This is a genomic window from Microbacterium sp. LCT-H2 (genome assembly GCF_001866135.1).
GTDB lineage: Bacteria > Actinomycetota > Actinomycetes > Actinomycetales > Microbacteriaceae > Microbacterium.
Genome location: NZ_MODW01000003.1, coordinates 1 through 24654, shown reverse-complemented (window position 1 = coordinate 24654; position 24654 = coordinate 1). Strand labels below are relative to the sequence as shown.

Below are 24654 nucleotides of genomic sequence, written 5' to 3'. Positions count from 1 at the left end.
ACCGGTAGGCTGTGGGAATGGCTCACGAGAAGATCAAGGCTGTCATTCCCGCCGCCGGACTGGGGACACGATTCCTGCCCGCGACGAAGGCGATGCCGAAGGAGATGCTCCCCGTCGTCGACAAGCCGGCGATCCAGTACGTCGTCGAGGAGGCGGCGAACGCCGGGATCGAGGACATCCTCGTGATCATCGGGCGCAACAAGAACGCGATCTCCAACCACTTCGACTCCGTGCCGGAGCTCGAGGTGAAGCTCATGGAGAAGGGCGACACCGGTCGCCTGGAGCGCGTGATGAAGTCGAGCGACCTCGCCGACATCCACTTCGTCCGCCAGGGCGAGCCCAAGGGTCTCGGCCACGCCGTGCTCCGCGCCAGGACGCACGTCGGCGACAGCTCGTTCGCCGTGCTGCTCGGCGACGACCTCATCGACGAGCGCGACCCGCTGCTCACGGAGATGATCGCGGAGCACGAGCGTACGGGCGCCGCCGTCATCGCCCTCATGGAGGTCGACCCGGACAGCATCCACATGTACGGCGCCGCCGCCGTCGAGGCGATCGAGGGATCCGACGCCGTGCGCGTCACGGGCCTCGTCGAGAAGCCCGCGAAGGAGGACGCCCCGTCCAACCTCGCGATCATCGGTCGCTACGTGCTCCCCGCGTCCGTCTTCGAGATCCTCGAGCGCACCGAGCCTGGCAAGGGCGGCGAGATCCAGCTCACCGATGCCCTGCAGGAGCTCGCGACGGCGGACGGCGGTCCCGGCGTGGTCGGCGTCGTCTTCGGGGGCCGCCGCTACGACACCGGCGACCGTGTGGACTACATCAAGGCGATCGTGCAGCTCGCGGCCGACCGCGACGACCTGGGCTCGGAGCTGCGCCCCTGGCTCAAGGACTTCGCGGAGCGCCTCTAGGCGCCTCGCGGTCGGCGGAGGTGCGGCGTGGAGCTGTCGACGGGGATGCGGCACGGACCGGTCGAACTGCGTCTGATTCGGACGAAGGACGCGCGGCCTCTGCAGCAGGAGCTGCTCGCGAACCGCGCGTGGCTGCAGCCGTGGGAGGCGACGATCCCGCACGGGGCGGTCTCCTTCGACATGCGGGTCAGCATTCGCCGGCTGCTCCAGCAGTACCGGGATGGCGGCGGCTACCCGTTCGTCATGGAGTACGACGGTGAGGTCGCCGGACAGCTGAACGTCTGGGGCGTCGCGCGGGGCTCGCTGTGCTCGGCGACGATCGGCTATTGGGTGAGCGAGCGCTTCGCGGGGCGGGGGATCACCCCGACCGCGGTCGCGCTCGCGACCGATGCCTGCTTCACGGAGTACGGGTTGCATCGGATGGAGATCTGCATCCGGCCCGAGAACGCCGCGAGCCTGCGGGTCGTGCAGAAGCTCGGCTTCCGGTACGAGGGGCTGCGCCGTCGGTACATCCACATCGACGGGGACTGGCGCGACCACTACGCCTTCGCCCTCACGCAGGAGGAGGTTCCCCAGGGCGTCCTCGCCCGGTGGATCCACGGGCAGGTGCCGCCGCACGCGGCGACGATCCCGCCGGCGGACCGCATCAGCCTCTGACGTCGCCCGTTACGGAAGGACACGCCGCGACACGCGCCCCGACTGCACGGCGCGGCCGGTCCGCCGCCGTTACCGTTGACCTATGGACGGGCCGGTGCTGAGCGGGGGAGTGATCGTGCTCGTCGCCGTGCTCCTGTGGATGCTGTACCTGCTGCCCTCCTGGCGCGGTCGTTTCCAGTACAACGCGGCCGAGCGGAACGCCGTGCGGCTCAATCAGGCGCTGCGGATCCTCGCCGAGACGAGCGAGACGCCCAGCGAGGTGCACATGGAGCTCAACGCCCGGACCGTCGTCGCCCAGCAGAAGCTCGCGAAGCGGCTGCAGGCCCAGCGGGAAGCCGCGGAGCTCGAGGCGCTCCGCCAGGAACTCGCCGCCACCCGCGCCGATCCCGTGATCCGTCGGGCTCGCGCCCGCCGACGGGTGCGGCTGACGGCGACCGTCGCGCTCGGCCTCGGCCTCGCAGCCGTCGGGCTCGGCATCTGGCAGCTCCTGGCCACCGGGGGAGCGGTGCTCCTCTGGAGCGGTGGGGTGGCAGCCCTCATCGCCACCATCGTCCTGCAGCGGATGGCCGCGGTCGCTGTGCGCGCTGCACGGCGTCCGCAGCCCGCGGCCGTCGAGACCGTCGCGGAGAGGGTCGCTCCGGCTCTGCATGACCAGGGCCCCGCCACCTGGACCCCGCGTCCGCTGCCGGAGCCGATGGTGTCGGTCACGGGATCGCGCGCCCAGGCGGCTCGCGCCGAGATCGATGCGCAGGAGGAGCGCCGCAAGGCCGCTCGGGTCGCCGCGCTCCGTGCCCGCGCCGAGGAGATGGCGCCGGCCGCGCCCGTCAGCCTCCCGGCAGCACCGGAATCCCCGTACGCCCGCATGGGCTTCGTCGACGACGCCGAGATCGAGGCGCACGTCCGCCAGCTCCTCCAGCGTCGGGCCGCCGGATGACCGTCGCGGTGAGCGCGGGTCTGCACCGCTGACGCCTCGGTGCCGCTCAGCGAGAGCGATGCCGACACCTCGTCCGTGCCGGCGCGCCGACGACGACCACGAGTGTCGCTGCTCGCGTCGGCGCCGTGTCCGCCCGTAGAGTCGTGGGATGGGAACCATGCAGTACGGCTCCGGCAGCGAGATCCAGATCGAGGACCGCGCCCTGGCCCATCTGAAGGTCGCGATCGCGACCAAGCTCCGCCGGAACGAGAGCTTCACGCTGTCCTGGAGGCACCCGGACGGCGACGTACCCGGGCGCTCGACGATCTGGCTGCACCCGTCGATCCCGCTGCGCTTCACCTTCGCGGAGCCGGAGACGCCGGAGCTGAACGTGAAGTGGGTCCAGGCCCTCATGGTGGAGGCGAGCTCGTCGGGAGGCATCAGCCTCGTGGACGAGGTCGTCGACGGCCCAGCCGACTGAGCGCAGCCGCTACTCGGCGGGGTACGCCTGCCGGGCGAGCTGCCGGGCGAGGTGCGCGGCGTTGCGGGACGCCGTCGTGATCGCGGAGCTCACGGCCTCCGGGGTCTCGTCGAGGTCCTTGTAGTCCACGGTCTGCATGGCCTCGCCGTTCCAGTACACCGAGGTCTGCGCGGGGATCGTGTAGCCGATGTCGTTCAGCGCCTGGAAGAGGATCGCGGAGATGTGGTGCGCGCCGTCCTCGTTCCCGAGGACACCGGCGATCGCGACCTTGTCGAAGAGGATCGGGCGGCCCTGCTCGTCCGTCTCGCTGAGCTCGGCGTCCAGGCGCTCCAGCACGCGCTGGGCGACGCTGGAGTGCTGCCCCATCCACGTCGGCGTGACGAACACGAGGATGTCGGCGTCGAGGACGCGCTGACGCAGGGTCGGCCACTGGTCGCCGTCGCCCATGTCCTTCTCGACGCCGGGGCGGATGTCGAGGTCGACGGCGCGGACGAGGTCACCCGTCACCCCGTGCTCGGCGAGGGCATCGAGCAGCTGACGTGCGAGCAGATCGGAGCTCGACGATGCGGGGGAGGGCTTGAGGGTGCAGGAGATCGCGAGGGCGGTGAGGGAGGTGTCCATGGTCCGACTCCACCAGACATCCGGGCGGCGGCACAGGGCCTTTCCGGGTCCGGGCTATCCTGGTAGAGCACCGACGACAGGAGATCCCGTGATCCTCAGCTTCCTCTTCTTCATGATCATGTTCCTCGGAGGCTTCTGGCTGCTGGGGATCGCCCACGAGATGCCGGACACGCTCGCCGCGCTCACCTTCGTCGGCGGCATCCTGCTCGTCTCGCTGGCTCTCGGGTTCGCGATGCGTCAGCGCGGTTCCGCCACGCGTCGCTCCAAGAACTGGACCGGCAGCCCGACCGAGTGACCGCCGCGGGGTGGCTCCCCGCGCTCACCGTCGCCGGGCGAGCCTCGCTTCGAGGTTCGCCCGCACCGCGGGCCATTCCGGCTCGATGATGGAGTACTCCACGCTGTCGCGGAGTGCGCCGTTGCGGTAGCGGCTCATGGCTCGCATCACGCCGTCCTGCTTCGCTCCCAGCCGTTCGATCGCGGCGCGGGACTGGAAGTTCACCCACTGGGTCGTCAGTCCGACTCGGAAGACCCCCAGCGTCTCGAAGGCGTGGCGGAGGAGCAGCAGCTTCGATTCCGCGTTGGTGCCCGTGCCATGGGCGGACGGGCGGTTCCAGGTGTATCCGATGTGCAGCCGGGGGACGTCGGCGACGATGTCGTAGTACGACGTCAGTCCCAGCACGCGTCCCGCGACGTCGAAGGCCGTGAAGGGCACCATCTCGCCGGTGGCGACGAGGCCCAGGCGGCGGTCGACCTCAGCCGCGACGCCGTCGGGCGCCGGAACCGACGTGTACCAGGCCGTCCTCCACAGGTCGCCCTCGGTGACCGCTTCGACGAGGCCGTCGACGTGCGACCGGTCGAGAGGGCGGAGCTCGACGAGCTCGCCGGTGAGAGTGACGGGGGCGGGGGCGACGAGGAAGGCCATGGTGTCATTCAACCAGCGTCGCCCGCCGTCGCCGATCATCAGGCGGCGGGCTCGGACGGGTGCTTCCGGAGGAGCACACGCTGGAACGCGAGGACGATCTCGATCGTCACGTCGAGTTCGAACGCCAGGCTGGCCAGGTGGGTGCCGCGGAGCTGCTCCGCTGCTGCGTACGCCGCCGGCGTGATCAGACATCGCGCGGCCCACTCATCGGCCTGTCGCTCCTGTCGCGCGCGGAAGGTGGCTTGCCATGTGGGCTGATGGCCGAGATGGGCGTGGCCGAGCTCGTGGGCGAGCACGCTGCGGGCGGTACGCCTGCTCATCCCGGGAGCGAGCCGGATGGTCCGGGTGACGGGTTGGAAGCCCCCGGGGGTGGGACCTGTGCGTTCGATCACACGGAGATCGAGTTCGTCGGCCAGGCGGAGGAGCTGCTGCATGGGCCTCCGTCCGGTCGATGTCGTCTACTCGTAGAGGTCGTCGGTGTCCGTCTCGCGGGTGGATCCGGATTCGAAGGCGACCTCGCGGGTATTGTCGCGCGGGGTGGCGACATCGGTGCGGCGCCGGAAGGGGGTGATGATCGCCGACATGCCGTCGGCGGCCAGGCGCTCCTCGGCCCGGGCGACGAGGACGTGCGGCTCGACCCCGAGCGTGGCGCACACCGCGTAGACCACGGGGACGGGAATGGCGCGCTTGCCCGTCACGTAGTTGTCGAGCGCGCTCCGGGCGATGCCCACGTCGCGCGCCATGGCAGCGATGCTGCTGCGTGCCGCCGCGATCTCCGCCCGCATCTGACGACCGATCGCCTCGTTGAACTGCTCGGCTGGTGTCTTCATCCGGCTCACCTTAGCAGCGCACCGAGAGCAGGATGCCGTCATATTGGCGGGTTGTGGGAGTGTGGGTGTCCGTGCGGGGCGGTACCGTAGGCGCATGGGGACAGAATTGCGTCATCTGATGGCATCAGCGGTGGAGGCGGCGCGATTGCACGCCGGAGTGTCGTTCATGGAGCTCGCCGAGCAGGCCGGGATCGCCCCTGCCACCCTGGCCGACCTCCTCGAGGAGCGTGCGGATTTCACGATGGAGGATGTCGCGGGGATCGCGATGGTCCTCGGCGTCCCCGTCACGCGCTTGCTCCCCTGCGCGCCCTGAGGAGAGGCCCGTTCGTGCCACGGGCGGCCGGGACGCGATGAAGTAGCGTGGGCGCATGAAGACCGTTTCCTTCGGATCGACGACCGCTCCGGCCCTGATCGCCGGGATGATGCGCATAGACAGCCTCGATGACGAGCAGATCCGCGCGCTGTACACGACCGCACGCGACGCCGGGATCGACTTCTTCGACCACGCGGACATCTACGGCGGCCAGATGCACCACTGCGAGGCGCGCTTCGCGGATGCCCTGCAGCTCGGCGGCGCGGAGCGGGACGAGATCGTGCTGCAGACCAAGTGCGGCATCGTGCCGGCGCAGGGCATGTTCGACTTCTCCTACGACCACATCGTCGGACAGGTGGAAGGCTCGCTCGCAGCCCTCCGCACCGACCACATCGATGTGCTCCTGCTGCACCGGCCGGATGCGCTCGTCGAGCCGGACGAGGTGGCTCGTGCCTTCGACCACCTCGAGTCCTCCGGCAAGGTCCGGGCGTTCGGGGTGTCGAACCACACGCCCTCGCAGATCGAGCTGTTGAAGACCGCGGTGCGGCAGCCCCTGGTCGCGAACCAGCTGCAGCTGTCCCTCACGCACGCGCCGATCATCGCGCAGCCGGTGGCCGCGAACATGGCCGGGCACGATCAGAGCATCGGGCGCGACGGCGGTGGCATCGTGGACTACTGCCGGATCCACGGCATCACCATGCAGGCCTGGTCGCCCTACCAGAGCGGTTTCGGCGGCGGCGTCTTCCTCGGACACCCGGACTACCCCGAGCTCAACGCGGTGATCGAGCGTCTGGCCGGAATCCATGGAGTGACACCGACCGCGATCGCCACCGCCTGGATCACCCGGCACCCCGCCGGGATGCAGGTCGTGCTCGGCACCACGACGCCGCACCGCGTGCAGGAGGCGGCAGCCGGGGTGGACCTCGTGCTCACCCGGGCCGAGTGGTACGAGCTCTTCCGCGCCGCCGGACACCTGCTGCCGTGAGGTCGCGGTTCCGGTCTCCGCGTCGTCTACCCTGAACCCATGCCGTTCCTGTTCTCGCTTCTGGTCATCGCGCTGATGATCGGTGCGCTGATCGACATCATCACGCGCGACGACTCCCAGGTGAAGTATCTGCCGAAGATGGTCTGGATCATCATCGTGATCCTCCTGCCGCTGATCGGCAGCGCGCTGTGGTTCGCGATCGGCCGCGAGTACGGGGAGGGTGGTGTCCGGCTCCCGCGGATGCGGCGCGCCGAGCGCCCGACCGCCCCGACGGCCACGGTCGCACGCCCCGCGCCGCCGGTCGACGTCCGCTCCACCGAGCAGCAGATCGCGGACCTCGACCGCGAGATCGAGGAGTGGCGGCTCCGCGAGGAGATCGAGAAGCGGCGTCGGGAACGGGGAGACGACGCTCTTCCTTCGTCCTAGCCGCCGAGCGGTCCGGCCTGCCAGGATGCCGTCATGAGCATCCTCGTGAACGTCGACAACTTCGCCCTCGCCGAGACCCACCGCATGATGCGCGACCTCCAGAAGGAGGCCGGGGGTGTGGATCGGTTCCTGCATAACAGGGCTCCGGCCGCGATCGACCGGCAGACCGTGATCCGGCTGAACCGGGACACCCTGTATAGCTTCGCGGTCCTCGACATCAGGGAGGGCGCGACGTTCACCATCCCGGAGCACGGCGACCGCTACCTCTCGGCGATGGTCGTCGACGAGAACCACTACGTCGATGCGATCTTCCACGAGGCGGGCGAGCACACGCTGACGGTGGCGCAGTTCGGGACGCCGTACGTCGTGCTGGCCGTGCGCATCCTCGTGGACCCGGCGGACCCGGCGGACGTGGCGGAGGTGGGGGCCCTGCAGGACCGCATCGCGCTGCGCAGCGGGTCGGCCACGCCGTTCGCGATGCCGGACTACGACACCGTCAGCCTCGACGAGACCCGCCAGGCGCTGCTCGCGCTGGCGCGGAACCTGCGCGGCTTCGACCGCATGTTCGGCAGCGAGGACGAGGTCGACCCGGTGCGGCACCTCATCGGCACGGCGGCGGGCTGGGGCGGGCTGCCGTCATCCGAGGCGAGTTACATCGGCGTCGATCCGCGTCTGCCGGTGGGCCGGTACGAGCTCACGGTCGGCGAGGTGCCGGTCGACGGCTTCTGGTCGATCTCGGTGTACAACGCCGACGGCTTCTTCGAGCCGAACGATCGCGAGGCCTACACGATCAACGACATCACCGGCGTCCGCAACGACGACGGCACGATCACCGTCCGCTTCGGCGACCATCCGGAGGGCGTGCCGAACGTGCTGCCGATCACGGAGGGCTGGAACTACCTCGTCCGCCTCTATCGACCCCGCCCCGAGGTCTTCGACGGGACCTGGACGTTCCCGACGCTCCGGGAATCGGACTGACGAGCTCTGCGCCCGCCGGGTCACGCCGCGTGCGTCCGGGCGTTCGCGTCGGCGGCGGCGAAGGAGGCGCGGACGGCCTCCTCGAGGTCCGGGTAGCGGAAGGTGAAGCCGGCGGCGGTGAGCTTCTCGGGGAGGACCCAGCGGCTCTTGAGCACGAGCTCGGTCTCGGTGCGGATGCCGATGGCGCCGAGCTCGAGCATCCAGCGCGGCATCGGCGGGCCGACCTGCGCCCCCAGCACGCGGCGCACGGTGGCCATGAAGGCGGCGTTGTCGACGGGGTGCGGTGAGGCGGCGTTGACCGGCCCGTCCAGAGCGGGGGACTCTTCGAGGAACTCGATGATGCGCGCCACATCCTCGATGTGGATCCAGCTGAAGCGCTGTCGCCCGCGACGGGCGCCGGGAAGGTGCGCGGTGCCGGCGGCGCGGCGCGCGGGACCGACCGGCCAGCACCCGTCGTACTGCGGGCCGCCGAGGCCCCGCCGCGCGAGGGTGCGCAGCGGTTCCAGCACCCCGCCGTCGCCGAGGACGATGGCGGTGCGGAGGGCCACGCGGCGGGTGCCGGGGAGCGCCTCGGCGAAGAGGGCACGCTCCCACGCCTTGGCGACCTCGACCGAGAAGCCCGTGCCGATCTCGCCGGAGGACTCCGTCATCGGCCGGTCTTCCGCGTGCCGGTAGATCGTGGCCGTCGAGGAGTTGATCCACAGCGGCGGCGGGGTGGCCGCGCGGGAGATGGCGCGGCTCAGGGCCGCGGTCGTGTCCAGGCGGGAGCGGAAGATCTCGGCACGGTTGCGCGGCGTGTAGCGGCAGTTCACGCTTTTGCCCGCGAGGCCGATCACGAGCGAGGCCCCGTCGACGGCGGCGTCGATGCCGTCCTGATCGCTCCAGGTGAGGTCGCTTCCCGAACGGGAGATCGTGACGACCTCGCGGCCGGCGTCCTGGAGACGGGCCGTGAGGAAGCGCCCCATGAATCCTGTGGCCCCGCCGATGACCACCCGGTCCGTGCTCATGCGCTGTCGTCCTTCCGATCGGGTTCGAGGGCGTAATCGAAATCGCCCCGGTACTCGTAGAGGCGGCCGAGGAGCGGGGCGTCGACCGTCAGGCGCACCCGCTGGCGACCGGCCTCGTCGTCCCAGCGCTCGACGAGCCGGACCACGGGAGCCACGATCCGCGGGATGCGGAGCCGGAAGCGCCCGAGGCGGATGCCCACCGCGAGACTGGTCAGGTGCAGGGCGCCCGCGCGGGGCTCCACGGTGAAGCAGGCCACGACCAGCCCGGGCTCGCCGAGCTCGTCGACGATGCGGCCGTGCCGCGTCGGCGCGACGGCGTCGCGCATCACCCATGGCCCGCTCGCGAACCGGAAGGTGCGCTCGGCGATCGCGCGGGAGGCGATGGTCCGGTTCTCGATGCGGAAGGGCACGTCGCGTTCCCAACGGGCGGCGATCACCCCGCGCCGCTCGAGGCGGCGGAGGAGCGGCCACAGCGCGCGGCGCGGCGTGCCGACGCGCTGGAACGTGCCTTCGCCCACGCCGACCATCCCGTCCGGGACCGCCTGGAAGTAGGTCCGGAGCCGGGGATGAAGCTCGGCGAGGCGCTCGCCGAGGGCCCTCGCGTACGGGGACTGCGGCACGGGCGTCACGGTTCGAGCCTAGCCCTCGGGGACGCTGTCCCGACCCGCGCCGTCCGCCGGGCGGAGCAGACGGTCGAGGAGGGCGAGGGCCTCGTGCTGCGGAGCCGTGTCATCCAGGAGCCACTGGGTCTGCAGGCCGTCCGAAGCGGCGACGACGAGGGCGGCGACCGCGAGAGGATCGACGTCGGCCCGGATGCGCCCGTCCGTCTGCTGCTCCCTGACCGTCTCGGCGATGTCGGCCCGCAGGCGGGCGAAACGCTCGGTCGCGAAGCCGCGGGCGGCGGGATGGCCTTCCTCGAGCGCGCTGGCGACGAGCGTGGAGTACAGCTGCACCAGACCGGGGACCTCGCGGTTGGCCCTGGCCGACCGGATCATCCCCTCGACGGGGTTCGCGGGTTCCGGCTCGGTCTTCCGTCCCGGGGCGTTACTCTCCACGTACACCGCGACGAGCAGCTCCTCCAGCGATCCGAAGTAGTGGGTGAGGGCGGCATGCGTCACCCCCACCTCCTTCGCGATCGCCCGCAGGCTCGTGCGGTCGGCGCCGCGGGCCGCGAAGACCTCGATCGCGCGGTCCAGGATCTCCTGGCGGCGGGCGATGCCCTTGGCGTACGCCCCGCGGGGACGCGGGCGTCCGGAGTCGTCGGAGGATGCGGCGGGCATATCCCGAGTCTACCGACTAGAAACTTCCACTTGGAGGTATTCGGTGCTAGCGTGCCTGCAGGGCGCGCGACGCCCTCCTGTCACCGACGACCGAGGAGCACGACCGATGACGATCCAGACCTCTCTGCAGCTGTTCACGATCCGCGAGCAGCTGGAGGCCGACCTCGAGGGCACGCTCGCCGCGGTGGCGGCGCGTGGGTTCACCGCGGTCGAGCCCTACGACTTCGTGCGGCGCGCGGAGGCCATGGCCGCCGCGGTGTCGGCCGCGGGACTGACCGCCCCCTCCGGGCACGCGTTCCTGGCCACGCCGACCTTCGTGCGCCCTGACGGCTCCGGCACCACGGCTCCCGTCCCGCCGCCCGCCGAGGTCTTCGCGGCCGCGAAGACGCTCGGGATGGACACGGTGATCGATCCCTACACCGAGCCGGCGCGCTGGGAATCGGTCGACCAGATCGTCGAGACCGCGCGGCTGCTCAACGAAGCGGCGGAGATCGGCACCGAGGCGGGTGTGCGGGTCGGCTATCACAACCACGCGCACGAGCTGGAGGCCGTGTTCGACGGGGTGACCGGGTTGGAGATCCTCGCGGAGCACCTCGACGAGCGCGTCGTGCTGGAGGTCGACCTGTACTGGGTCGCCCGCGGCGGCGTCGATCCGGTGGCCCTCCTGGAGCGCCTGGGCGAGCGCGTGATCGCCGTGCACGCGAAGGACGGCACGCTCGACCCCGCGCTGCTCGATGCCTACCCGCCGGCGGATCAGGTGCCCGCGGGCGACGGGGCCGTGCCGCTCCGGGAGGCCATCGCCGCCGCGTCCGCGCTCGAGCTCGCCATCGTGGAGTTCGACCATTACGACGGCGATCTGTTCGACGCCATCGAGCGCAGCCGGGTCTTCCTCGACGCCGAGGCGGCGCACTGATGGTGCGCGGGGGCGGAGTCGTCGGCGTCGGCCTCATCGGCGCGGGCAACATCAGCGACCAGTACCTGCAGAACCTCACGCGCTTCCCGGACGTGGAGGTGCGGGCGATCGGCGACCTCGTCGAGGAGCGAGCGCGCGCGCAGGCCGCGGCGTACGGCGTACCGCGGGCCGGGGGCGTCGAGGTCGTGCTCGACGATCCCGACATCGACATCGTCGTGAACCTCACGATCCCCGCCGCGCACGTCGCCGTCTCGGAGGCGATCGTCGCCGCCGGGAAGCACGTGTGGACCGAGAAGCCGCTCGGCGTGGACCGCGAGGAGGCGCGACGCCTGCTGGAGACGGCCGCAGCGGCCGGACTCCGTGTCGGCGTCGCGCCCGACACCGTCCTCGGCCCCGGTGTGCAGACCGCGAAGCGCGCGATCGCGCGCGGCGACATCGGCCGTCCGCTGTTCGGCCAGACGACCTTCCAGTGGCAGGGGCCGGAGATCTTCCACCCGAACCCCGCATTCCTCTACGCGAAGGGGGCGGGGCCGCTCCTCGACATGGGGCCGTACTACGTCTCGACCCTGGTCCACGTCTTCGGGCCGGTGGCCGCCGTGGCCGCCCTCGGGCTGCAGGGGTCGCCGACCCGCCGCGTGCAGGTCGGCGACCGCGCCGGGGAGGAGTTCCCGGTCGAGATCCCGTCCACGCTCAGCGTCCTGATGGACTTCGAAGGCGGCGGTCAGGCGCAGAGCCTCTACAGCACGGACTCGCCGCTGGTGCGGCAGGGCATCGTGGAGATCACGGGAACCGAGGGCACCCTCGTCATCCCCGACCCGAACACGTTCGGCGGGCCGATCACGATCACCCGGCCGCTGTCCCGGCACTTCGTGCCGCCGGAGCCGGTGGTGCAGGAGGTCGTCGATGTCGCGCCGGAGGGGGTGCTCGCGGGGCGCGGGCTCGGGCTGCTCGACATGGTGCGCGCGATCGCGGAGGACCGACCGCACGTCGCCACCGGCGACTTCGGGTACCACGTGCTCGACACGCTCCTCTCGATCGAGGAAGCCGCAGCGCGGCGCACGTTCGTGGAGGTCGCGAGCACGCTGGATCAGGTGGGCGCGCTGCCCGCCGACTTCGATCCCTTCGCGGCGACGTAGCGGTCCACGTTCGCGGGGGAGAGCACCTCGCGGGCGACCATGATCGCCGCCCCCAGCACCGCCGCGCGGTCGCCCGCCTGCGACTGCACGATCGCGAGGTGCTGGGTGGCGAGCGGGATCGAGCGGCGGTAGACGACCTCGCGGACACCGGCGAGCAGGTGCTCGCCCGCGCGGGCGATGCTGCCGCCGAGCACGATGATCGACGGGTTGAGCAGGTTCACGACCGTCGCGAGCACCTCGCCGACATCGCGACCCGCCTGGCGGGTGGCCTCGATGGCCGCCGCATTGCCGGCGCGGACGAGGTCGACGACGTCGGAGGCGCTGTGCACGTCGTGGCCTTCGGCGCGCAGCGCCACGGCGAGGGCCGAACCGCTCGCGAGGGCCTCGAGATCCCGTTCGTCGCCCGGCTCCCGCCCCGAGCCGGCGCTCATCGGCACCTGGACATGACCCATGTCGCCCGCCGACCCCTGGGCACCGCGCTGGAGCTGACCGCCGGCGATGATGCCGGCGCCGATGCCGGTCGAGACCTTCACGAACACGAGGTCGTCCACCCGTGGCCAGCTCGTGGCCTGCTCGCCGAGCGCGAGGATGTTCACGTCGTTGTCGACGAGGACGGGGACGTCGAACGTGCGCTGCACGTAGCCGGGGACGTCGAAGCGGTCCCAGCCCGGCATGATCGGCGGGTTCGTCGGGCGCCCCGTGGAGTGCTCGACGGGGCCGGGCACGCCGATGCCCACGCCCACGAGGGGAAGGCCGTCGGCGGTCGCGGCGAGCAGGGCCGTCCCCTCCGCGAGGATCGCGTCGAGCAGGGCCTCGGGGCCGTCGCCGATGTCGAAGGTGCGGGTGCGCGCGACGAGGATCACGCCGGCGAGGTCGGCTACGGCAACGGTCGCGTGCGTGGCTCCGAGGTCGACGGCGAGGACGAGTCCGGCGCGCGGGTTGAACGCCACGCGGGCGGGAGGGCGGCCGCCGGTCGACACCGCTTCACCGGCGGGGCGGAGGAGGTCGGCGGCCAGCAGCGCGTCGACCCGGGAGGCGACGGTGGAGCGGGCGAGGCCGGTGAGGGCGGCGAGCTCCGCCTTGGTGCGCGCGTGTCCGTCACGGAGGATCTGGAAGATCTCGCCGGTCCCGGGGGAGGGCGCCGCGAGCGGTCTCAGCACGTCAACCATGGCGTCAGTAAAGCACAGCACTTCTCGCAGTCGGTTGTGCGACTTCGGTTTCGTTACAAACAACTTTTGACGAGGTGCTAGTAAAAGTAGGTACGGCTGTGTCAGACTCACCGGCATGACAACGGATGTCACTGACACCGGTCTCGGGACGATCCGAACCGGGATCCTCGGCGGGGGCTTCATGGCCCGCGTGCACCGCACGGCCGCCCGAGACGCGGGCGGCGCGCTGCGCGCCGTCGCCACCCGATCCGCCCAGGGAGCCAGGGACGCCGCGCAGATGCTCGGAGCCGAACGCGCCGCGCACGACGCGGATGACCTGCTCGCCGCGGATGACATCGACGTCGTCCACATCTGCACCCCGAACGCGACGCATGCCGACCTCGCCCTGCGGGCGCTGCGTGCCGGCAAGCACGTCGTGTGCGAGAAACCGCTCGCGACCACCGCCGCGGACGCCGCGATGCTCGCCCGGGCCGCCGAGGAGACCGGCCTCGTCGCCGCCGTCCCCTTCGTCTACCGCTACCACCCGATGGTGCGCGAGGCCCGGGCCCGCGTCGCCCGCGGCGAGGCCGGCGACCTCCTCACGCTCGACTGCTCCTACCTGCAGGACTGGATGCTGCGGCCCACCGACGACGACTGGCGCGTGCGATCCTCGTCCGGCGGCGCCTCCCGGGCGTTCGCCGACATCGGCTCGCACCTGTGCGACCTGCTCGAGTTCGTCACGGGAGACCGCATCCGCGCGCTGAGCGCCCGCACCCGCCGGGTCTTCGCCGAGCGGGCCGGGCAGGCCGTCGACACGGAGGACATCGTCGCCGTGCTCGTCGAGACCACGGCGGGGGCCCTCGGCACGCTGCTCATCTCCCAGATGGCGGCCGGCCGGAAGAACGCCCTCACCCTGGAGCTGCACGGCACGCGGCAGAGTCTGCGGTTCGAGCAGGAACGGCCGGAGGAGCTCTGGGTCGGCATGCGCGAGGAGTCGCGGCTGCTGCTGCGCGACCCCGCCACGGCCGACCCGGAGTCCGCCCGGTTGCAGCGCGTCCCGGCCGGGCATGCCATGGGGTATCAGGACGCCTTCAACGGCTTCGTCGCCGACGTCTACGCCGCGATCGCGGGCGAGGTCCCTGACGGACTGCCGACGTTCGCCGACGGCCACCGCGCCGCCGTGCTGACCGCGGCGGTGCTCGATTCCGCCGCCCACCAGGGCCGCTGGACGGAGGTGCCGGCATGACCGTGACGACCACGCAGCCCGTGCTGCAGGTGGCGGGGATCCGCAAGGCGTTCTTCGGCGTCGAGGTGCTGAAGGGCATCGACTTCGACGTGCGGCCCGGGGAGGTGCACGGCCTCGTCGGCGAGAACGGCGCGGGCAAGTCCACCCTCATGAAGATTATCGCGGGCGTGCAGCCGGCCGACGAGGGGACGATCACGTACCGTGGCGCGGAAGTGCGCCACGCGCACCCGCGGCAGGCGATGGACGCCGGCATCGTCACGGTGTTCCAAGAGTTCACCCTGCTCCCGGAGCGCACGGTCGCGCAGAACGTCTATCTCGGCCGGGAGCCGCGGCGCGCGGGGCTCATCGACGTCCGGGCCATGAACGTGCGTACCGGGGAGCTGCTGAGCGACCTCGGCGTCTCCTTCATCGATCCGCAGTCCCGGGTGGGCTCGCTGACGGTGGCCGAGCAGCAGATCGTCGAGATCGTGAAGGCGCTGTCGTTCGACGCGCAGGTGATCTCGATGGACGAGCCGACCGCCGCCCTCAGCGACCGCGAGGTGGAGCTGCTGTACGCGATCATCCGCCGGCTCACGTCCCGAGGGGTTGCCGTCATCTACGTGTCGCACCGGCTGAAGGAGATCTTCGACCTCTGCGACCGCATCACGATCCTGAAGGACGGCGCCCTCGTCTCCACGGACGAGACCGCGGCGCTGACCACCGACGAGCTCGTGCGCCGGATGGTGGGGCGGTCGATCCAGTCGTATTTCCCTGACCCGGTGGCCGGCACCGCAGTCGGCGCGCCCCGACTCGAACTCGACGGCTGCGGGAACGCCTACGTGGACGGGGTGTCGCTGACGCTCCGTGCGGGGGAGATCGTCGGGGTGGCCGGGCTCCAGGGGTCGGGGCGCACCGAGCTGGTGGAGGGCGTGTTCGGCATCCAGGCCTTCACCCGCGGCGCCGTGCGGATCGACGGGAAGCCGGTGCGGATCGGCGGACCACGCGCGGCTGTGCGCGCCGGACTCGCCCTCGTCTCCGAGGACCGCAAGGCGCAGGGGCTCGCGCTGGGGCAGTCGATCCTCGACAACGCCCTGCTCGTGGTGCGGAACGTGTTCGCGGGACGCACCGCCGCGTCGCGCCGGGAGGTGCCGGGGGTGCTCCGCACACTGGAGGTGTCCTCGCGCGGTCTCGACCAGGAGGTGCGCTTCCTGTCCGGCGGCAACCAGCAGAAGGTGGTGCTGGCGAAGTGGTTGCTCACCCAGCCGCAGATCGTGCTCTTCGACGAGCCGACCCGGGGCATCGACGTGGGGGCCAAGTACGCCGTCTACCAGCTCATGCGCGAGCTGGCGGCACAGGGGAAGGCCGTGCTCATGGTCTCGAGCGAGCTCCCGGAGGTCATCGGCATGAGCGACCGCATCCTCGTCATGCACGACGGCGAACTCGTCGCCGAGCTGCCGGCCGGTGCGGCCGAGCACGAGATCCTCGCGGCGGCCACCGGCGCCGACCGCGGTCCTTCGACGAACGGGGGTGCGCGATGAGCCGCCGCACCGGAGCCCGTCTCCGCATCGACTCGACCGTCATCGTGCTCGGCATCCTGCTGCTCGCGCTCGTGGTCGGCGCGATCCTCGTCGCCACGGTCGGTCGCAACTTCCTCAGCCCGGGGAACATCCGCGACATCCTGACCGGGATGAGCGTGCTCGGCCTCGTGGCCATCGGGCAGACGCTCGTGGTGCTCGGGGCCTCGCTCGACCTGTCGGTCACCTACGTCATCAGCCTGTCGAGCCTGCTCGCGGCGACGATGATGGCCGGGAACGCGGGGAACATCCCGCTCGCGGTGATCGTGACGCTCCTCGTGTGCGCGGGGATCGGGCTCGTGAACGGGCTCATCGTGACCGTGCTCAAGGTCAACGGCTTCATCGCGACGCTCGGCGTCGGGCTGATCCTCCAGGGCATCCTCAACACGAACTTCGAAGGCTCGGCGGGCGAGGTCCCGTGGGCGTTCCAGCTCATCGGCGCGACCGGCGTCGGACCGATCCCGGTGTCCACGCTCATCATGATCGCGCTCGCCGTGCTGGTCTGGGTGCTGCTGAACCGCACCCGTACCGGCGCCCATCTCTACGCAGTCGGCGGCGACCCCGAGATCGCGCGGCTCAGCGGTGTGCGCACCCGCCTCCCGCTGATCTGGGCGCACGTGCTGTGCTCCGTGTTCGCGGGCCTCGCCGGACTCCTGCTCGCCAGCCGTCTCGGCGTCGGCAGCCCGACGGTCGGTCAGCAGGGTGGCTACGCGCTGCTCTCCATCGCCGCGGTCGTGCTCGGCGGCACCCTGCTCCTCGGCGGACGCGGCTCGATCTGGGGCACCATCGGCGGCGTCGCCATCCTCGCCGTCGTCGACAACGTCATGAGCGTGCTGCAGGTGAATCCCTTCCTCAAGGACGTGGTGCGCGGCATCGTCATCGTCGCCGCGGTCGCCGTCTACAGCCGCCGGGCCATCGTGCGGCGTCGTCCCCGCTTCGGCGCCGGCGGCACGCGCACCGGGGGAGACGACGCCGCGAAGGCGGCCGAAGCCGACATGGCGGTCGCGGCCGCCGAGCTCGCGGATCCGACCACCGAGGTCGCCGCCGTCGACAGCGCCGGGGATACCGCCTCCGTGCGGGAAGGAGGACGCTCATGAACGCGCTGCGCACGCTCGTCAGCCCCCGCGGGGCGGTCTTCCTGCTGCTCGTGATCCTGCTCGTCGCGGTCGCCGTGCTCAACCCGAGCTTCGCCGAGCCCGGGCAGTTCATGCGGTACCTGCAGCGCGTCGCCCCCATCGCGATCGTCGCGATCGGGCAGTACTTCGTGATCATCGCGGGGGAGTTCGACCTCTCCCAGGGATCGCTCATCACGGCGCAGGTCATCATCGCCGGCAACCTCGTCGGCCAGGACGACGCCCGCACCCTCCCTGTCCTGCTGCTCATGATCGTGTTCGGTGTGGTCGTCGGGCTCGTGAACGGCGTCCTCACGACGCTGCTCAAGGTGCCGTCGTTCATCGTGACGCTGGGCATGATGCTCGCCCTGCTCGGCGGCGTGATGTGGTGGACGGGCGGCGCGGCCACGGGGAACCCGGCCGACAGCTTCCGGGAGATCGGTCGCGGCGGGATCCGCGACCTCCCCGTGCTGGAGTTCCTGCCCTGGGCCGTCCTTTTGCTCGCCGCCTGGCTCGCCCTCGGCATCGTCATCACCACGCGCCCGCTGGGCAAGACCCTCATCGCGATCGGCGACAACGCCCGCGCGGTGGACTACGCCGGTGCCCGCCGGGCCTGGGTCACGACCCGCGCGTTCGTGCTGTCCTCCCTCTCCGCCACCCTCTCCGCCGTCCTGCTCGTCGGGTACGCGGGGGTGCACCCGTCCGTCGGCCGCGGCTACGAGTTCACCGCGATCACCGCGGTGGTGCTCGGCGGCGTCGTGCTCGGCGGAGGACGAGGGTGGATCGTCGGCGCCGTGGCCGGAGCGTTCGCGCTGGAAGCGCTGTTCCTGCTCCTGAACATCGCGGGCGTGCCCTCCACGCTCCGCGACGCCGTGCAGGGCGTCATCATCATCGCGGCCGTCGCCTATGCGGGGGTCGCCTTCCGAGCCCGCCGCCGGCGCGGTCCCCAGCCGACGGACGTCCCGACCGCGGGGACCGAGAACGCCGAGAACCGCACCACCGCATCAAGCCCTACAACCAGAGGAGATTAGCAATGCGACGATCGATGAAGATCGCCACCGCAGGGGTGGCCCTCTTCGGCCTCATCGCGCTCGCCGGGTGCACGACCGACCCGTCCGTGGCGCCGGCGGAGTCGGAGAACCCCGAGGAGTCGGCCGAGACCACCGAGTGGTTCGACCAGGAGCTCTTCGACAAGCAGGACGAGGAGCGCGGCGTCGACCCCCAGGGCCCCGCCGACCAGCCCTACCTGCAGCACATCAACGCCGAGATGGTCGACACGTCGGAGTTCGCCAGCACCGGCGCCAAGAAGGCCTGCTTCGCGAACGCCTCGATCTCGAACCCGTGGCGGCAGACGGGCTGGATCACGATGAACGAGCAGCTGAAGGTGCTGCAGGAGTCGGGCGCGATCAGCGAGATGGAGACCCGCGACGCGCAGGACTCCGACGACACCCAGATCGCCGACATCGACTACTTCATCTCCGAGGGGAACTGCGACGTCTTCCTCATCTCGCCGAACAGCACGGCGGCGATGACCCCCGCGGTCGAGCGGGCGTGCGAGACGGGCAAGCCGGTGGTCGTGTTCGACCGCGGCGTGAACACCGACTGCCCCGTCACGTTCATCCACCCGATCGGCGGCTTCGCCTGGGGCATCGACACCGCGGAGTTCCTCATCGACAACCTGGAGGAGGGCGACAAGGTCGTGGCTCTCCGGATCCTCCCCGGCGTCGACGTGCTGGAGCACCGCTGGGCCGGCGCCGAGAAGCTGTTCGAGGAGGCCGGGATCGAGGCCGTCGACCACTTCACCGGTGCCGACCCCGCCGAGATCAAGAGCATCATCAGCGACGAGCTCGCCAAGGGCGACGTGCAGGGCATCTGGATGGACGCCGGTGACGGTGCCGTCGCCGCCATCGAGGCCTTCGAGGATGCCGGAGCCGACTACCCGGTGATGACCGGCGAGGACGAGATGAGCTTCCTGCGCAAGTGGAAGGACACGGGTCTCACCGGCCTCGCTCCGGTGTACTCGAACTTCCAGTGGCGCACCCCGCTGCTCGCGGCGCAGATGATCTTCGCGGGTGAAGAGGTGCCGAAGGAGTGGGTGCTCCCGCAGAAGCCGATCACCGAGGCCGAGCTGGACGACTACCTCGCGGCGAACGAGGGGATGCCCGACGGCCACTACGCCAAGTTCGGCGGCGAGGACCTCCCCGGCTACCCGACGGTCTGGCAGGAGCGTCAGATCCCGTAACCCCGTGTGCTCCCGCCCTTCCGCTCGGCCCGCGCCGAATGGGAGGGTGGGAGCACCCGTACGATCACAAGGACAACGATGCCCCGCACGATCGCCGTCAACACCTGGGTCTGGACGTCTCCGCTGACGGACGACACCCTGGAGCCGCTCGCCCGCACGGCGGCGCGGATGGGCTACGACGCCCTGGAGCTGCCGCTGGAGAGCGTCGGCGACTGGGATCCGCTCCGGGCCCGCACCGTGCTGGACGGCCTCGGCATGGGCGCGGTCGTGGTCGGCGCGATGGGTCCTGGTCGCTCGCTGCTCGCGCGCGCCGGAGACGTCGCCGCGACGCAGGACTACCTCCGTGCGTGCCTGGACGCCGCGGCCGTGCTCGGGGCCTCGATCGTCGCCGGACCCTTCTACGCGCCGACCGGCGTCACCTGGCGCATGGACGAGGCGGAACGGGCGAAGGTCGTCGGCGAGCTCCGGGAGAACCTCGCTCCGCTCGCCCGGGAGGCCGCGGCGATCGGCGTGACGCTGGCCGTCGAGCCGCTCAACCGCTACGAGACCAGCGTGCTGAACACCGTGGCGCAGAGTCTGGATGCGCTGGCGCCGCTGCTCGGTGCCGGGGTGGGGCTGGCCCTCGACACCTACCACCTCAACATCGAGGAGAAGCGGCCGGCCGACGCGGTCCGCGCGGCCGGCGCCGCCATCGCGCACGTGCAGGTGTGCGGCAGCGACCGCGGTGCCGTGGGCGACGACCACACCGACTGGCCGGAGATGCTCCGCGCGCTCGACGATGCCGGCTACCGCGGCGCCCTGGGACTGGAGAGCTTCACGGGCGAGAACGCGACGATCGCCGTCGCCGCCTCCGTGTGGAGACCGCTCGCCGCGAGCCAGGACGACCTCGCCGCCCGCAGCATCGCCCACCTGCGCGCCCTCGGGGCCTGAACCCCCGCTCGCGACACGAAGCCCCGCGAGACGAAGGAGTATCCATGAGCAGTCACCCGGTCACCCTGTTCACCGGCCAGTGGGCCGACCTCCCGTTCGAGGAGGTGGCCCGCCTCGCCGCGGAGTGGGGCTACGACGGTCTGGAGATCGCCGCGTCCGGCGACCACCTCGACCTCCGTCGGGCGGACGAGGACGACGCCTACGTCGCCTCCCGGCGCGAGATCCTCGACCGGCACGGCCTGCGGGTGTTCGCGATCTCCAACCACCTGGCAGGGCAGGCGGTGTGCGACGACCCGATCGACTTCCGGCACGAGGGCATCCTGCGCCCGAATATCTGGGGCGACGGCGAGGCTGAGGGCGTGCGGCAGCGGGCCGCGGAGGACATGAAGCGGGCGGCCAGGGTGGCCAGGAAGCTCGGCGTCGACACCGTCGTCGGCTTCACCGGGTCGTCGATCTGGCCCTATGTCGCGATGTTCCCGCCGGTGCCGGAGACGGTGATCGCCCAGGGCTTCCAGGACTTCGCTGACCGGTGGAATCCGATCCTCGACGTGTTCGACGGGGAGGGAGTGCGCTTCGCCCACGAGGTGCATCCGGGGGAGATCGCGTACGACTACTGGTCGAGCGTCCGCACCCTCGATGCGATCGACCACCGTGACGCGTTCGGCTTCAACTGGGACCCCTCGCACATGATGTGGCAGAACATCGACCCGGTCGGCTTCATCGTCGACTTCGCCGACCGGATCTACCACGTCGACTGCAAGGACACCCGTCTGCGCCCGCGGAACGGCCGGGCCGGGGTGCTCGGCTCGCACCTGCCGTGGGGCGACCCCCGGCGCGGCTGGGACTTCGTCTCCACCGGCCACGGCGACGTGCCGTGGGAGGACGCCTTCCGTGCGCTGGACGCGGTCGGCTACGAGGGGCCGATCTCGATCGAGTGGGAGGACGCCGGCATGGACCGCCTGCACGGAGCGCCCGAGGCTCTGGCCTTCGTGCGCTCCCTGCTGTGGCCGCAGCCCGAAGCTGCCTTCGACGCCGCGTTCCGCCACCAGTGACGGCAGGGAGGACGACCGCTGTGCTCAGGGCTCCCGCAGGCGGACCAGGCGCTCGTGCCCAGTCTCCTCGAGCTCGGCGATGTCGTCGCGCGACTTGAGGAAGTCGGAGAACGACCGGTAGCCGAGGGCCTTCTCGCTGAAGGACGGGTCCATGCGGCGCATGTGCGTCTTGACCGCGGAGCTGTGCAGCCATTCGTCGGCGTCCGCCTTGTCGTGGCCGAGACGCAGCGCGCGCTCCAGCAGCCGCGTGGCTTCGCCCTGGTCGTCGATCTTCTCCTCGACCTTGGGCTCCTCGGCGGTGGGCTTGCTCTTGGCCTTCGCGCGCGACTTCGACGCGGTCTTGGGCTTCGCGGCACCCGCGTCCGAGGTGGCCGGGGCGGACGGCTCCGCCGGAACCTCGACCGCGGGGGTGGCGGCGGGCTGTGTGGTCTTCGTCGGACGCGCCACGCCGGGGAGCGAGTCGTACGACTCGAACTCGTCGCAGGCGGCGGCGAGAGACTTCGCCGTGGACCCGGCGACGCCCACGCCGATCACGTAGCGGCCGAGGCGCTTGCAGCGCTGCGCGAGCGGGACGTAGTCGCTGTCGCCCGCCACGATGACGACGTGGGTCAGGTCCGGCAGGCGGAACATGTCCTCGACCGCGTCGACCGCCAGCCGGATGTCCGCGCCGTTCTTCGCGTACGCCGCGGCCGGGAAGAGCTGCACGAGATCCACCGCGCGCGCCACGAGCTGCGAGCGGTACTCGGCGTTGACCGGCGACGACCAGTCCGCGTAGGCCCTCGTGAGCACGAGCGTGCCGAAGGACGCCGCGTAGTCGATGATGGCGCCGACCTCGATCATCGCCCGGTTCAGTCGCTCGGCGACCTCGGGGTCGTTCGGGTGCTCCGTGATGCGCTGGCGATCCTTGCCGTAGGAGTTGCGGCCGTGGACGCGGTCGTACCAGGAGATGACGATGTTGTCGAAGTCCAGGTACACCGCCACGCGGGCGTCGGTCGTCTCAGCCACGGTCGTCCTCCTCACCGGGGTACCGGACGCCGATCTGCGCGCGGATCTCGTCGAGGGCGCCCATGATGGCGACGCTCTCCGCGATGGGGAGGATGTCGCCCTCGAGGAGACCGTCGCGGACCAGACGCTCGGCCGCGAGCGCCTGGTACTGCATGCCGCGGCCCTCGACCTCCGAGACGTACTCCTCCTGCACGGTGCCGTCCGGCCGCACGACACGGAAGGTGGTGGGCGTGTACCAGACCCGATCGATGTCGATGCGGGCCTCGGTGCCGACGATGCTCGCGGCGTTGGGGCCGGCGCCGCGCGAGGAGGAGAGAGTCGTGGAGACCGCTCCACTCTCGTGGATCATGACGGTGGCGACCTCGGAATCGGCTCCGGTCTCGACCAGACGCCCCACCGCGCGGATGGTGGTCGGTGCCCCGAGGACGTCCCAGACGAAGGAGATCGGGTAGATGCCGAGGTCGAGCAGCGCGCCGCCGCCGAGCTCGAGCGCATTCAGACGGTGGGCGGGGTCGGTGGGCAGCTGCTGCGTGTGGTCGGCGCTCACGGCGCGGATCTCACCCAGGGCGCCGTCGGCGAGGAGCTCGCGGATGCGGACCATGTGCGGCAGGTAGCGCGTCCACATCGCCTCCATCACGAGCAGCCCGCGCTCGGCGGCGAGCTGCTGGAGGTCTTCGGCCTGCGTGCGGTTCAGGGTGAACGCCTTCTCCACGAGCACGTGCTTGCCGTGCTCCAGGGCGAGCCGGGCGTTCTCGTGGTGCATCGGGTGCGGCGTAGAGACGTAGACGATGTCGACGTCGGGATCGGAGACCAGCGCCTCGTACGACGGATGCGCGTGCGCGATGTCGAAGCGTGCGGCGAAGGCGTCGGCCGACTCCTGCGAGCGCGAGCCCACCGCGACGAGGTCGAGGCCGGCCGTGCGCAGATCGGATGCGAAGGCGCCGGCGATGCCGCCGGTCGCGAGGATTCCCCACCGAAGACCTGTCATGGTCTCAGCGTAGGGGGTGCGGCGGGCGATCGCTCTCTCACAGAACTTTGTCAGCTTCCCAGGACGAAAGTCTCGTGCGGCTGACTCGACCAATTCGTAGGGTGAAGGAGTGATTGAACCCATGCCGACAACCAGAACTTTCAGATGGTCATGGTGGCTCCTCGCCTTTGCGGTTAGCCTGCTCCTGACTCTCATCCCGATTGTCATCACTGCCATCAATTTCGGCTCCATGGGTGGCGAAATTGAGGCATACGATCCGACTCCTGCTGAGTTGGCCACTTGGCAAACCGGTGAGATGGCCTACCGAATCGCCACTGCCGGGGCTTTCTTGACGGTCGGGCTCGGTATTGTGGCCGCAGTCCGCCAGCCGAGCAAACGAGTCGTATGGGGTGCGTGGTTTGTTGGAGGCGCACTCCTCATCATGCTTGCAGCGGCGATCTTCGCCTGGGAAAGTACCCCTCAGGTGTGATCAGGCTTCGCTCCCGGGCAATAGGAATAATCAACCTGAAGTTCGCCGATCCGCGACTCTGCCCGATTAACTTGGCGAAGAAGCTCCATGTTTCGAGAAGGCACCTTTCCAGAGCATTCCGAACGTGTGGCAGAATCGGAGTTTCGTCGACGATCTCTCACGTGCGTATTGGTGCCGCATTGAAGATCATTCGCGAGCGACCGGATCTGCCACTTCGGCATGTTTCCGAAACGGTGGGATTTAACGATTCGAACACTTTCAGAAACCGGTTCAAGGCCGCTACGGGATTGCTGCCTCGTCAATATCAAGCGAGAGTGCGACAGCCAGATGCACGCTCTTGGGTCCCTGTGGTCGTGCACATCGGGTGTGAGCGACGGAGCGTGCCCCGGGTAGACCCCCGGGGCACGCTCGATCAGTGAGCTAACTCGGCATCAGGGGTTGCATCCTTGCGCCACCTGAACCCACCAGAACACATCTGGGCGCCACGACTCCATGTCGTAGGTCGCTCCTCCGCCAGAGCCATTGGGGGCTCTTCGGACATG

Annotated in this window: 30 protein-coding genes; 20 read left to right on the top strand and 10 right to left on the bottom strand. The window is 70.6% G+C overall.

The features are described 5' to 3' along the window. Positions 1–17: 17 nt before the first annotated feature. The 4 genes from galU (at position 18) to BK819_RS08595 (ending at position 2956) form a co-directional block, all read left to right on the top strand. The gene (gene galU, locus BK819_RS08610) at positions 18–905 is read left to right on the top strand and encodes a UTP--glucose-1-phosphate uridylyltransferase GalU (protein WP_071328803.1); all 888 of its coding nucleotides are present in this window, start codon (positions 18–20) and stop codon (positions 903–905) included. A 45-nt stretch (positions 906–950) separates the two neighbouring features. Then, a complete protein-coding gene (locus BK819_RS08605) occupies positions 951–1562 on the top strand; it encodes a GNAT family N-acetyltransferase (protein WP_060921801.1) in 612 nt (203 codons plus the stop codon). Positions 1563–1644: 82 nt separating this feature from the next. Beyond that, positions 1645–2496 (top strand): hypothetical protein, encoded by an 852-nt coding sequence (locus BK819_RS08600; RefSeq protein ID WP_071328802.1) that lies wholly within the window; start codon positions 1645–1647, stop codon positions 2494–2496. 148 nt (positions 2497–2644) lie between these two features. Continuing rightward, positions 2645–2956 (top strand): hypothetical protein, encoded by a 312-nt coding sequence (locus tag BK819_RS08595; RefSeq protein WP_071328801.1) that lies wholly within the window; start codon positions 2645–2647, stop codon positions 2954–2956. A 9-nt stretch (positions 2957–2965) separates the two neighbouring features. Here BK819_RS08595 and BK819_RS08590 read toward each other — a convergent pair whose 3' ends face one another. Continuing rightward, positions 2966–3577, bottom strand: coding sequence for a flavodoxin family protein (locus BK819_RS08590; protein WP_071328800.1), 612 nt, complete (start codon positions 3575–3577; stop codon positions 2966–2968). An 88-nt stretch (positions 3578–3665) separates the two neighbouring features. Here BK819_RS08590 and BK819_RS08585 point away from each other — a divergent pair, with 88 nt between their 5' ends. After that, positions 3666–3872 (top strand): hypothetical protein, encoded by a 207-nt coding sequence (locus BK819_RS08585; RefSeq protein WP_025105563.1) that lies wholly within the window; start codon positions 3666–3668, stop codon positions 3870–3872. A 24-nt stretch (positions 3873–3896) separates the two neighbouring features. On the opposite strand, the gene BK819_RS08580 is transcribed toward BK819_RS08585, so the two are convergent. The 3 genes from BK819_RS08580 to BK819_RS08570 are packed head-to-tail and all read right to left on the bottom strand — an operon-like array spanning position 3897 to position 5329. Next, on the bottom strand, positions 3897–4499 hold the full coding sequence (locus BK819_RS08580; RefSeq protein WP_071329112.1) for a GNAT family N-acetyltransferase: 603 nt from the start codon (positions 4497–4499) through the stop codon (positions 3897–3899). Positions 4500–4537: 38 nt separating this feature from the next. Continuing rightward, positions 4538–4933, bottom strand: coding sequence for an ImmA/IrrE family metallo-endopeptidase (locus BK819_RS08575; RefSeq protein ID WP_071328799.1), 396 nt, complete (start codon positions 4931–4933; stop codon positions 4538–4540). A gap of 24 nt (positions 4934–4957) precedes the next feature. After that, on the bottom strand, positions 4958–5329 hold the full coding sequence (locus BK819_RS08570; RefSeq protein WP_240743011.1) for a helix-turn-helix domain-containing protein: 372 nt from the start codon (positions 5327–5329) through the stop codon (positions 4958–4960). A gap of 94 nt (positions 5330–5423) precedes the next feature. Between BK819_RS08570 and BK819_RS08565 the strand changes: the two genes are divergently transcribed. From BK819_RS08565 to BK819_RS08550, 4 genes are read left to right on the top strand one after another with little or no spacing between them, the layout of a single operon-like run. Beyond that, entirely contained in the window at positions 5424–5642 is a 219-nt protein-coding gene (locus BK819_RS08565; RefSeq protein WP_256209422.1) for a helix-turn-helix transcriptional regulator, read from the top strand. A 55-nt stretch (positions 5643–5697) separates the two neighbouring features. Next, positions 5698–6627 (top strand): aldo/keto reductase family oxidoreductase, encoded by a 930-nt coding sequence (locus BK819_RS08560; protein WP_071328796.1) that lies wholly within the window; start codon positions 5698–5700, stop codon positions 6625–6627. Positions 6628–6666: 39 nt separating this feature from the next. Then, positions 6667–7053 (top strand): PLDc N-terminal domain-containing protein, encoded by a 387-nt coding sequence (locus tag BK819_RS08555; RefSeq protein ID WP_071328795.1) that lies wholly within the window; start codon positions 6667–6669, stop codon positions 7051–7053. A 33-nt stretch (positions 7054–7086) separates the two neighbouring features. Then, complete coding sequence (locus BK819_RS08550) at positions 7087–8031, top strand: DUF1214 domain-containing protein (protein ID WP_071328794.1); 945 nt, start codon at positions 7087–7089, stop codon at positions 8029–8031. A 20-nt stretch (positions 8032–8051) separates the two neighbouring features. On the opposite strand, the gene BK819_RS08545 is transcribed toward BK819_RS08550, so the two are convergent. Genes BK819_RS08545 through BK819_RS08535 form a run of 3 tightly spaced genes read right to left on the bottom strand, consistent with a single transcriptional unit; the run spans position 8052 to position 10318 of the window. Further along, the gene (locus BK819_RS08545) at positions 8052–9038 is read right to left on the bottom strand and encodes an epimerase (protein WP_071328793.1); all 987 of its coding nucleotides are present in this window, start codon (positions 9036–9038) and stop codon (positions 8052–8054) included. Continuing rightward, complete coding sequence (locus BK819_RS08540; RefSeq protein ID WP_071328792.1) at positions 9035–9667, bottom strand: DUF4166 domain-containing protein; 633 nt, start codon at positions 9665–9667, stop codon at positions 9035–9037. Before BK819_RS08540 ends, BK819_RS08545 begins: the two co-directional genes overlap by 4 nt. Before the next feature lie 9 nt (positions 9668–9676). Further along, positions 9677–10318, bottom strand: a complete 642-nt coding sequence (locus tag BK819_RS08535) for a TetR/AcrR family transcriptional regulator (protein ID WP_071328791.1) — start codon at positions 10316–10318, stop codon at positions 9677–9679. Between the two features lie 106 nt (positions 10319–10424). On the opposite strand from BK819_RS08535, the gene BK819_RS08530 reads away from it, so the two are divergent. Beyond that, a complete protein-coding gene (locus BK819_RS08530) occupies positions 10425–11231 on the top strand; it encodes a sugar phosphate isomerase/epimerase (RefSeq protein WP_071328790.1) in 807 nt (268 codons plus the stop codon). After that, positions 11231–12367: a Gfo/Idh/MocA family protein gene (locus BK819_RS08525; RefSeq protein ID WP_025105576.1), complete on the top strand. Its 1137-nt coding sequence runs from the start codon at positions 11231–11233 to the stop codon at positions 12365–12367. Before BK819_RS08530 ends, BK819_RS08525 begins: the two co-directional genes overlap by 1 nt. On the opposite strand, the gene BK819_RS08520 is transcribed toward BK819_RS08525, so the two are convergent. Then, a complete protein-coding gene (locus tag BK819_RS08520; protein WP_071328789.1) occupies positions 12319–13536 on the bottom strand; it encodes an ROK family protein in 1218 nt (405 codons plus the stop codon). The two genes, BK819_RS08525 and BK819_RS08520, sit on opposite strands and share 49 nt — an antisense overlap. A gap of 115 nt (positions 13537–13651) precedes the next feature. Here BK819_RS08520 and BK819_RS08515 point away from each other — a divergent pair, with 115 nt between their 5' ends. The 7 genes from BK819_RS08515 (at position 13652) to BK819_RS08485 (ending at position 21650) form a co-directional block, all read left to right on the top strand. Then, a complete protein-coding gene (locus tag BK819_RS08515) occupies positions 13652–14761 on the top strand; it encodes a Gfo/Idh/MocA family protein (RefSeq protein WP_071328788.1) in 1110 nt (369 codons plus the stop codon). After that, the gene (locus BK819_RS08510; RefSeq protein WP_071328787.1) at positions 14758–16278 is read left to right on the top strand and encodes a sugar ABC transporter ATP-binding protein; all 1521 of its coding nucleotides are present in this window, start codon (positions 14758–14760) and stop codon (positions 16276–16278) included. The genes BK819_RS08515 and BK819_RS08510 overlap by 4 nt, the downstream gene beginning before the upstream one ends. Beyond that, on the top strand, positions 16275–17411 hold the full coding sequence (locus BK819_RS08505; protein ID WP_025105580.1) for an ABC transporter permease: 1137 nt from the start codon (positions 16275–16277) through the stop codon (positions 17409–17411). The genes BK819_RS08510 and BK819_RS08505 overlap by 4 nt, the downstream gene beginning before the upstream one ends. After that, a complete protein-coding gene (locus BK819_RS08500) occupies positions 17408–18457 on the top strand; it encodes an ABC transporter permease (protein ID WP_256209421.1) in 1050 nt (349 codons plus the stop codon). The genes BK819_RS08505 and BK819_RS08500 overlap by 4 nt, the downstream gene beginning before the upstream one ends. A gap of 14 nt (positions 18458–18471) precedes the next feature. Next, entirely contained in the window at positions 18472–19668 is a 1197-nt protein-coding gene (locus BK819_RS08495; RefSeq protein ID WP_371259839.1) for a substrate-binding domain-containing protein, read from the top strand. Positions 19669–19746: 78 nt separating this feature from the next. Continuing rightward, a complete protein-coding gene (locus BK819_RS08490) occupies positions 19747–20598 on the top strand; it encodes a sugar phosphate isomerase/epimerase (protein WP_071328786.1) in 852 nt (283 codons plus the stop codon). Positions 20599–20642: 44 nt separating this feature from the next. After that, entirely contained in the window at positions 20643–21650 is a 1008-nt protein-coding gene (locus tag BK819_RS08485; protein WP_071328785.1) for a sugar phosphate isomerase/epimerase, read from the top strand. 24 nt (positions 21651–21674) lie between these two features. Here the strand turns inward: BK819_RS08485 and BK819_RS08480 are convergent, their stop codons facing one another. Continuing rightward, positions 21675–22655: an NYN domain-containing protein gene (locus tag BK819_RS08480; protein ID WP_071328784.1), complete on the bottom strand. Its 981-nt coding sequence runs from the start codon at positions 22653–22655 to the stop codon at positions 21675–21677. Then, positions 22648–23643 (bottom strand): Gfo/Idh/MocA family protein, encoded by a 996-nt coding sequence (locus BK819_RS08475; protein WP_071328783.1) that lies wholly within the window; start codon positions 23641–23643, stop codon positions 22648–22650. The genes BK819_RS08480 and BK819_RS08475 overlap by 8 nt, the downstream gene beginning before the upstream one ends. Positions 23644–23752: 109 nt before the next feature. Between BK819_RS08475 and BK819_RS16790 the strand changes: the two genes are divergently transcribed. After that, positions 23753–24112 (top strand): hypothetical protein, encoded by a 360-nt coding sequence (locus tag BK819_RS16790; RefSeq protein ID WP_177173816.1) that lies wholly within the window; start codon positions 23753–23755, stop codon positions 24110–24112. Next, complete coding sequence (locus BK819_RS17110; protein ID WP_083391723.1) at positions 24028–24531, top strand: helix-turn-helix domain-containing protein; 504 nt, start codon at positions 24028–24030, stop codon at positions 24529–24531. Before BK819_RS16790 ends, BK819_RS17110 begins: the two co-directional genes overlap by 85 nt. The last annotated feature ends 123 nt before the right edge of the window (positions 24532–24654 follow it).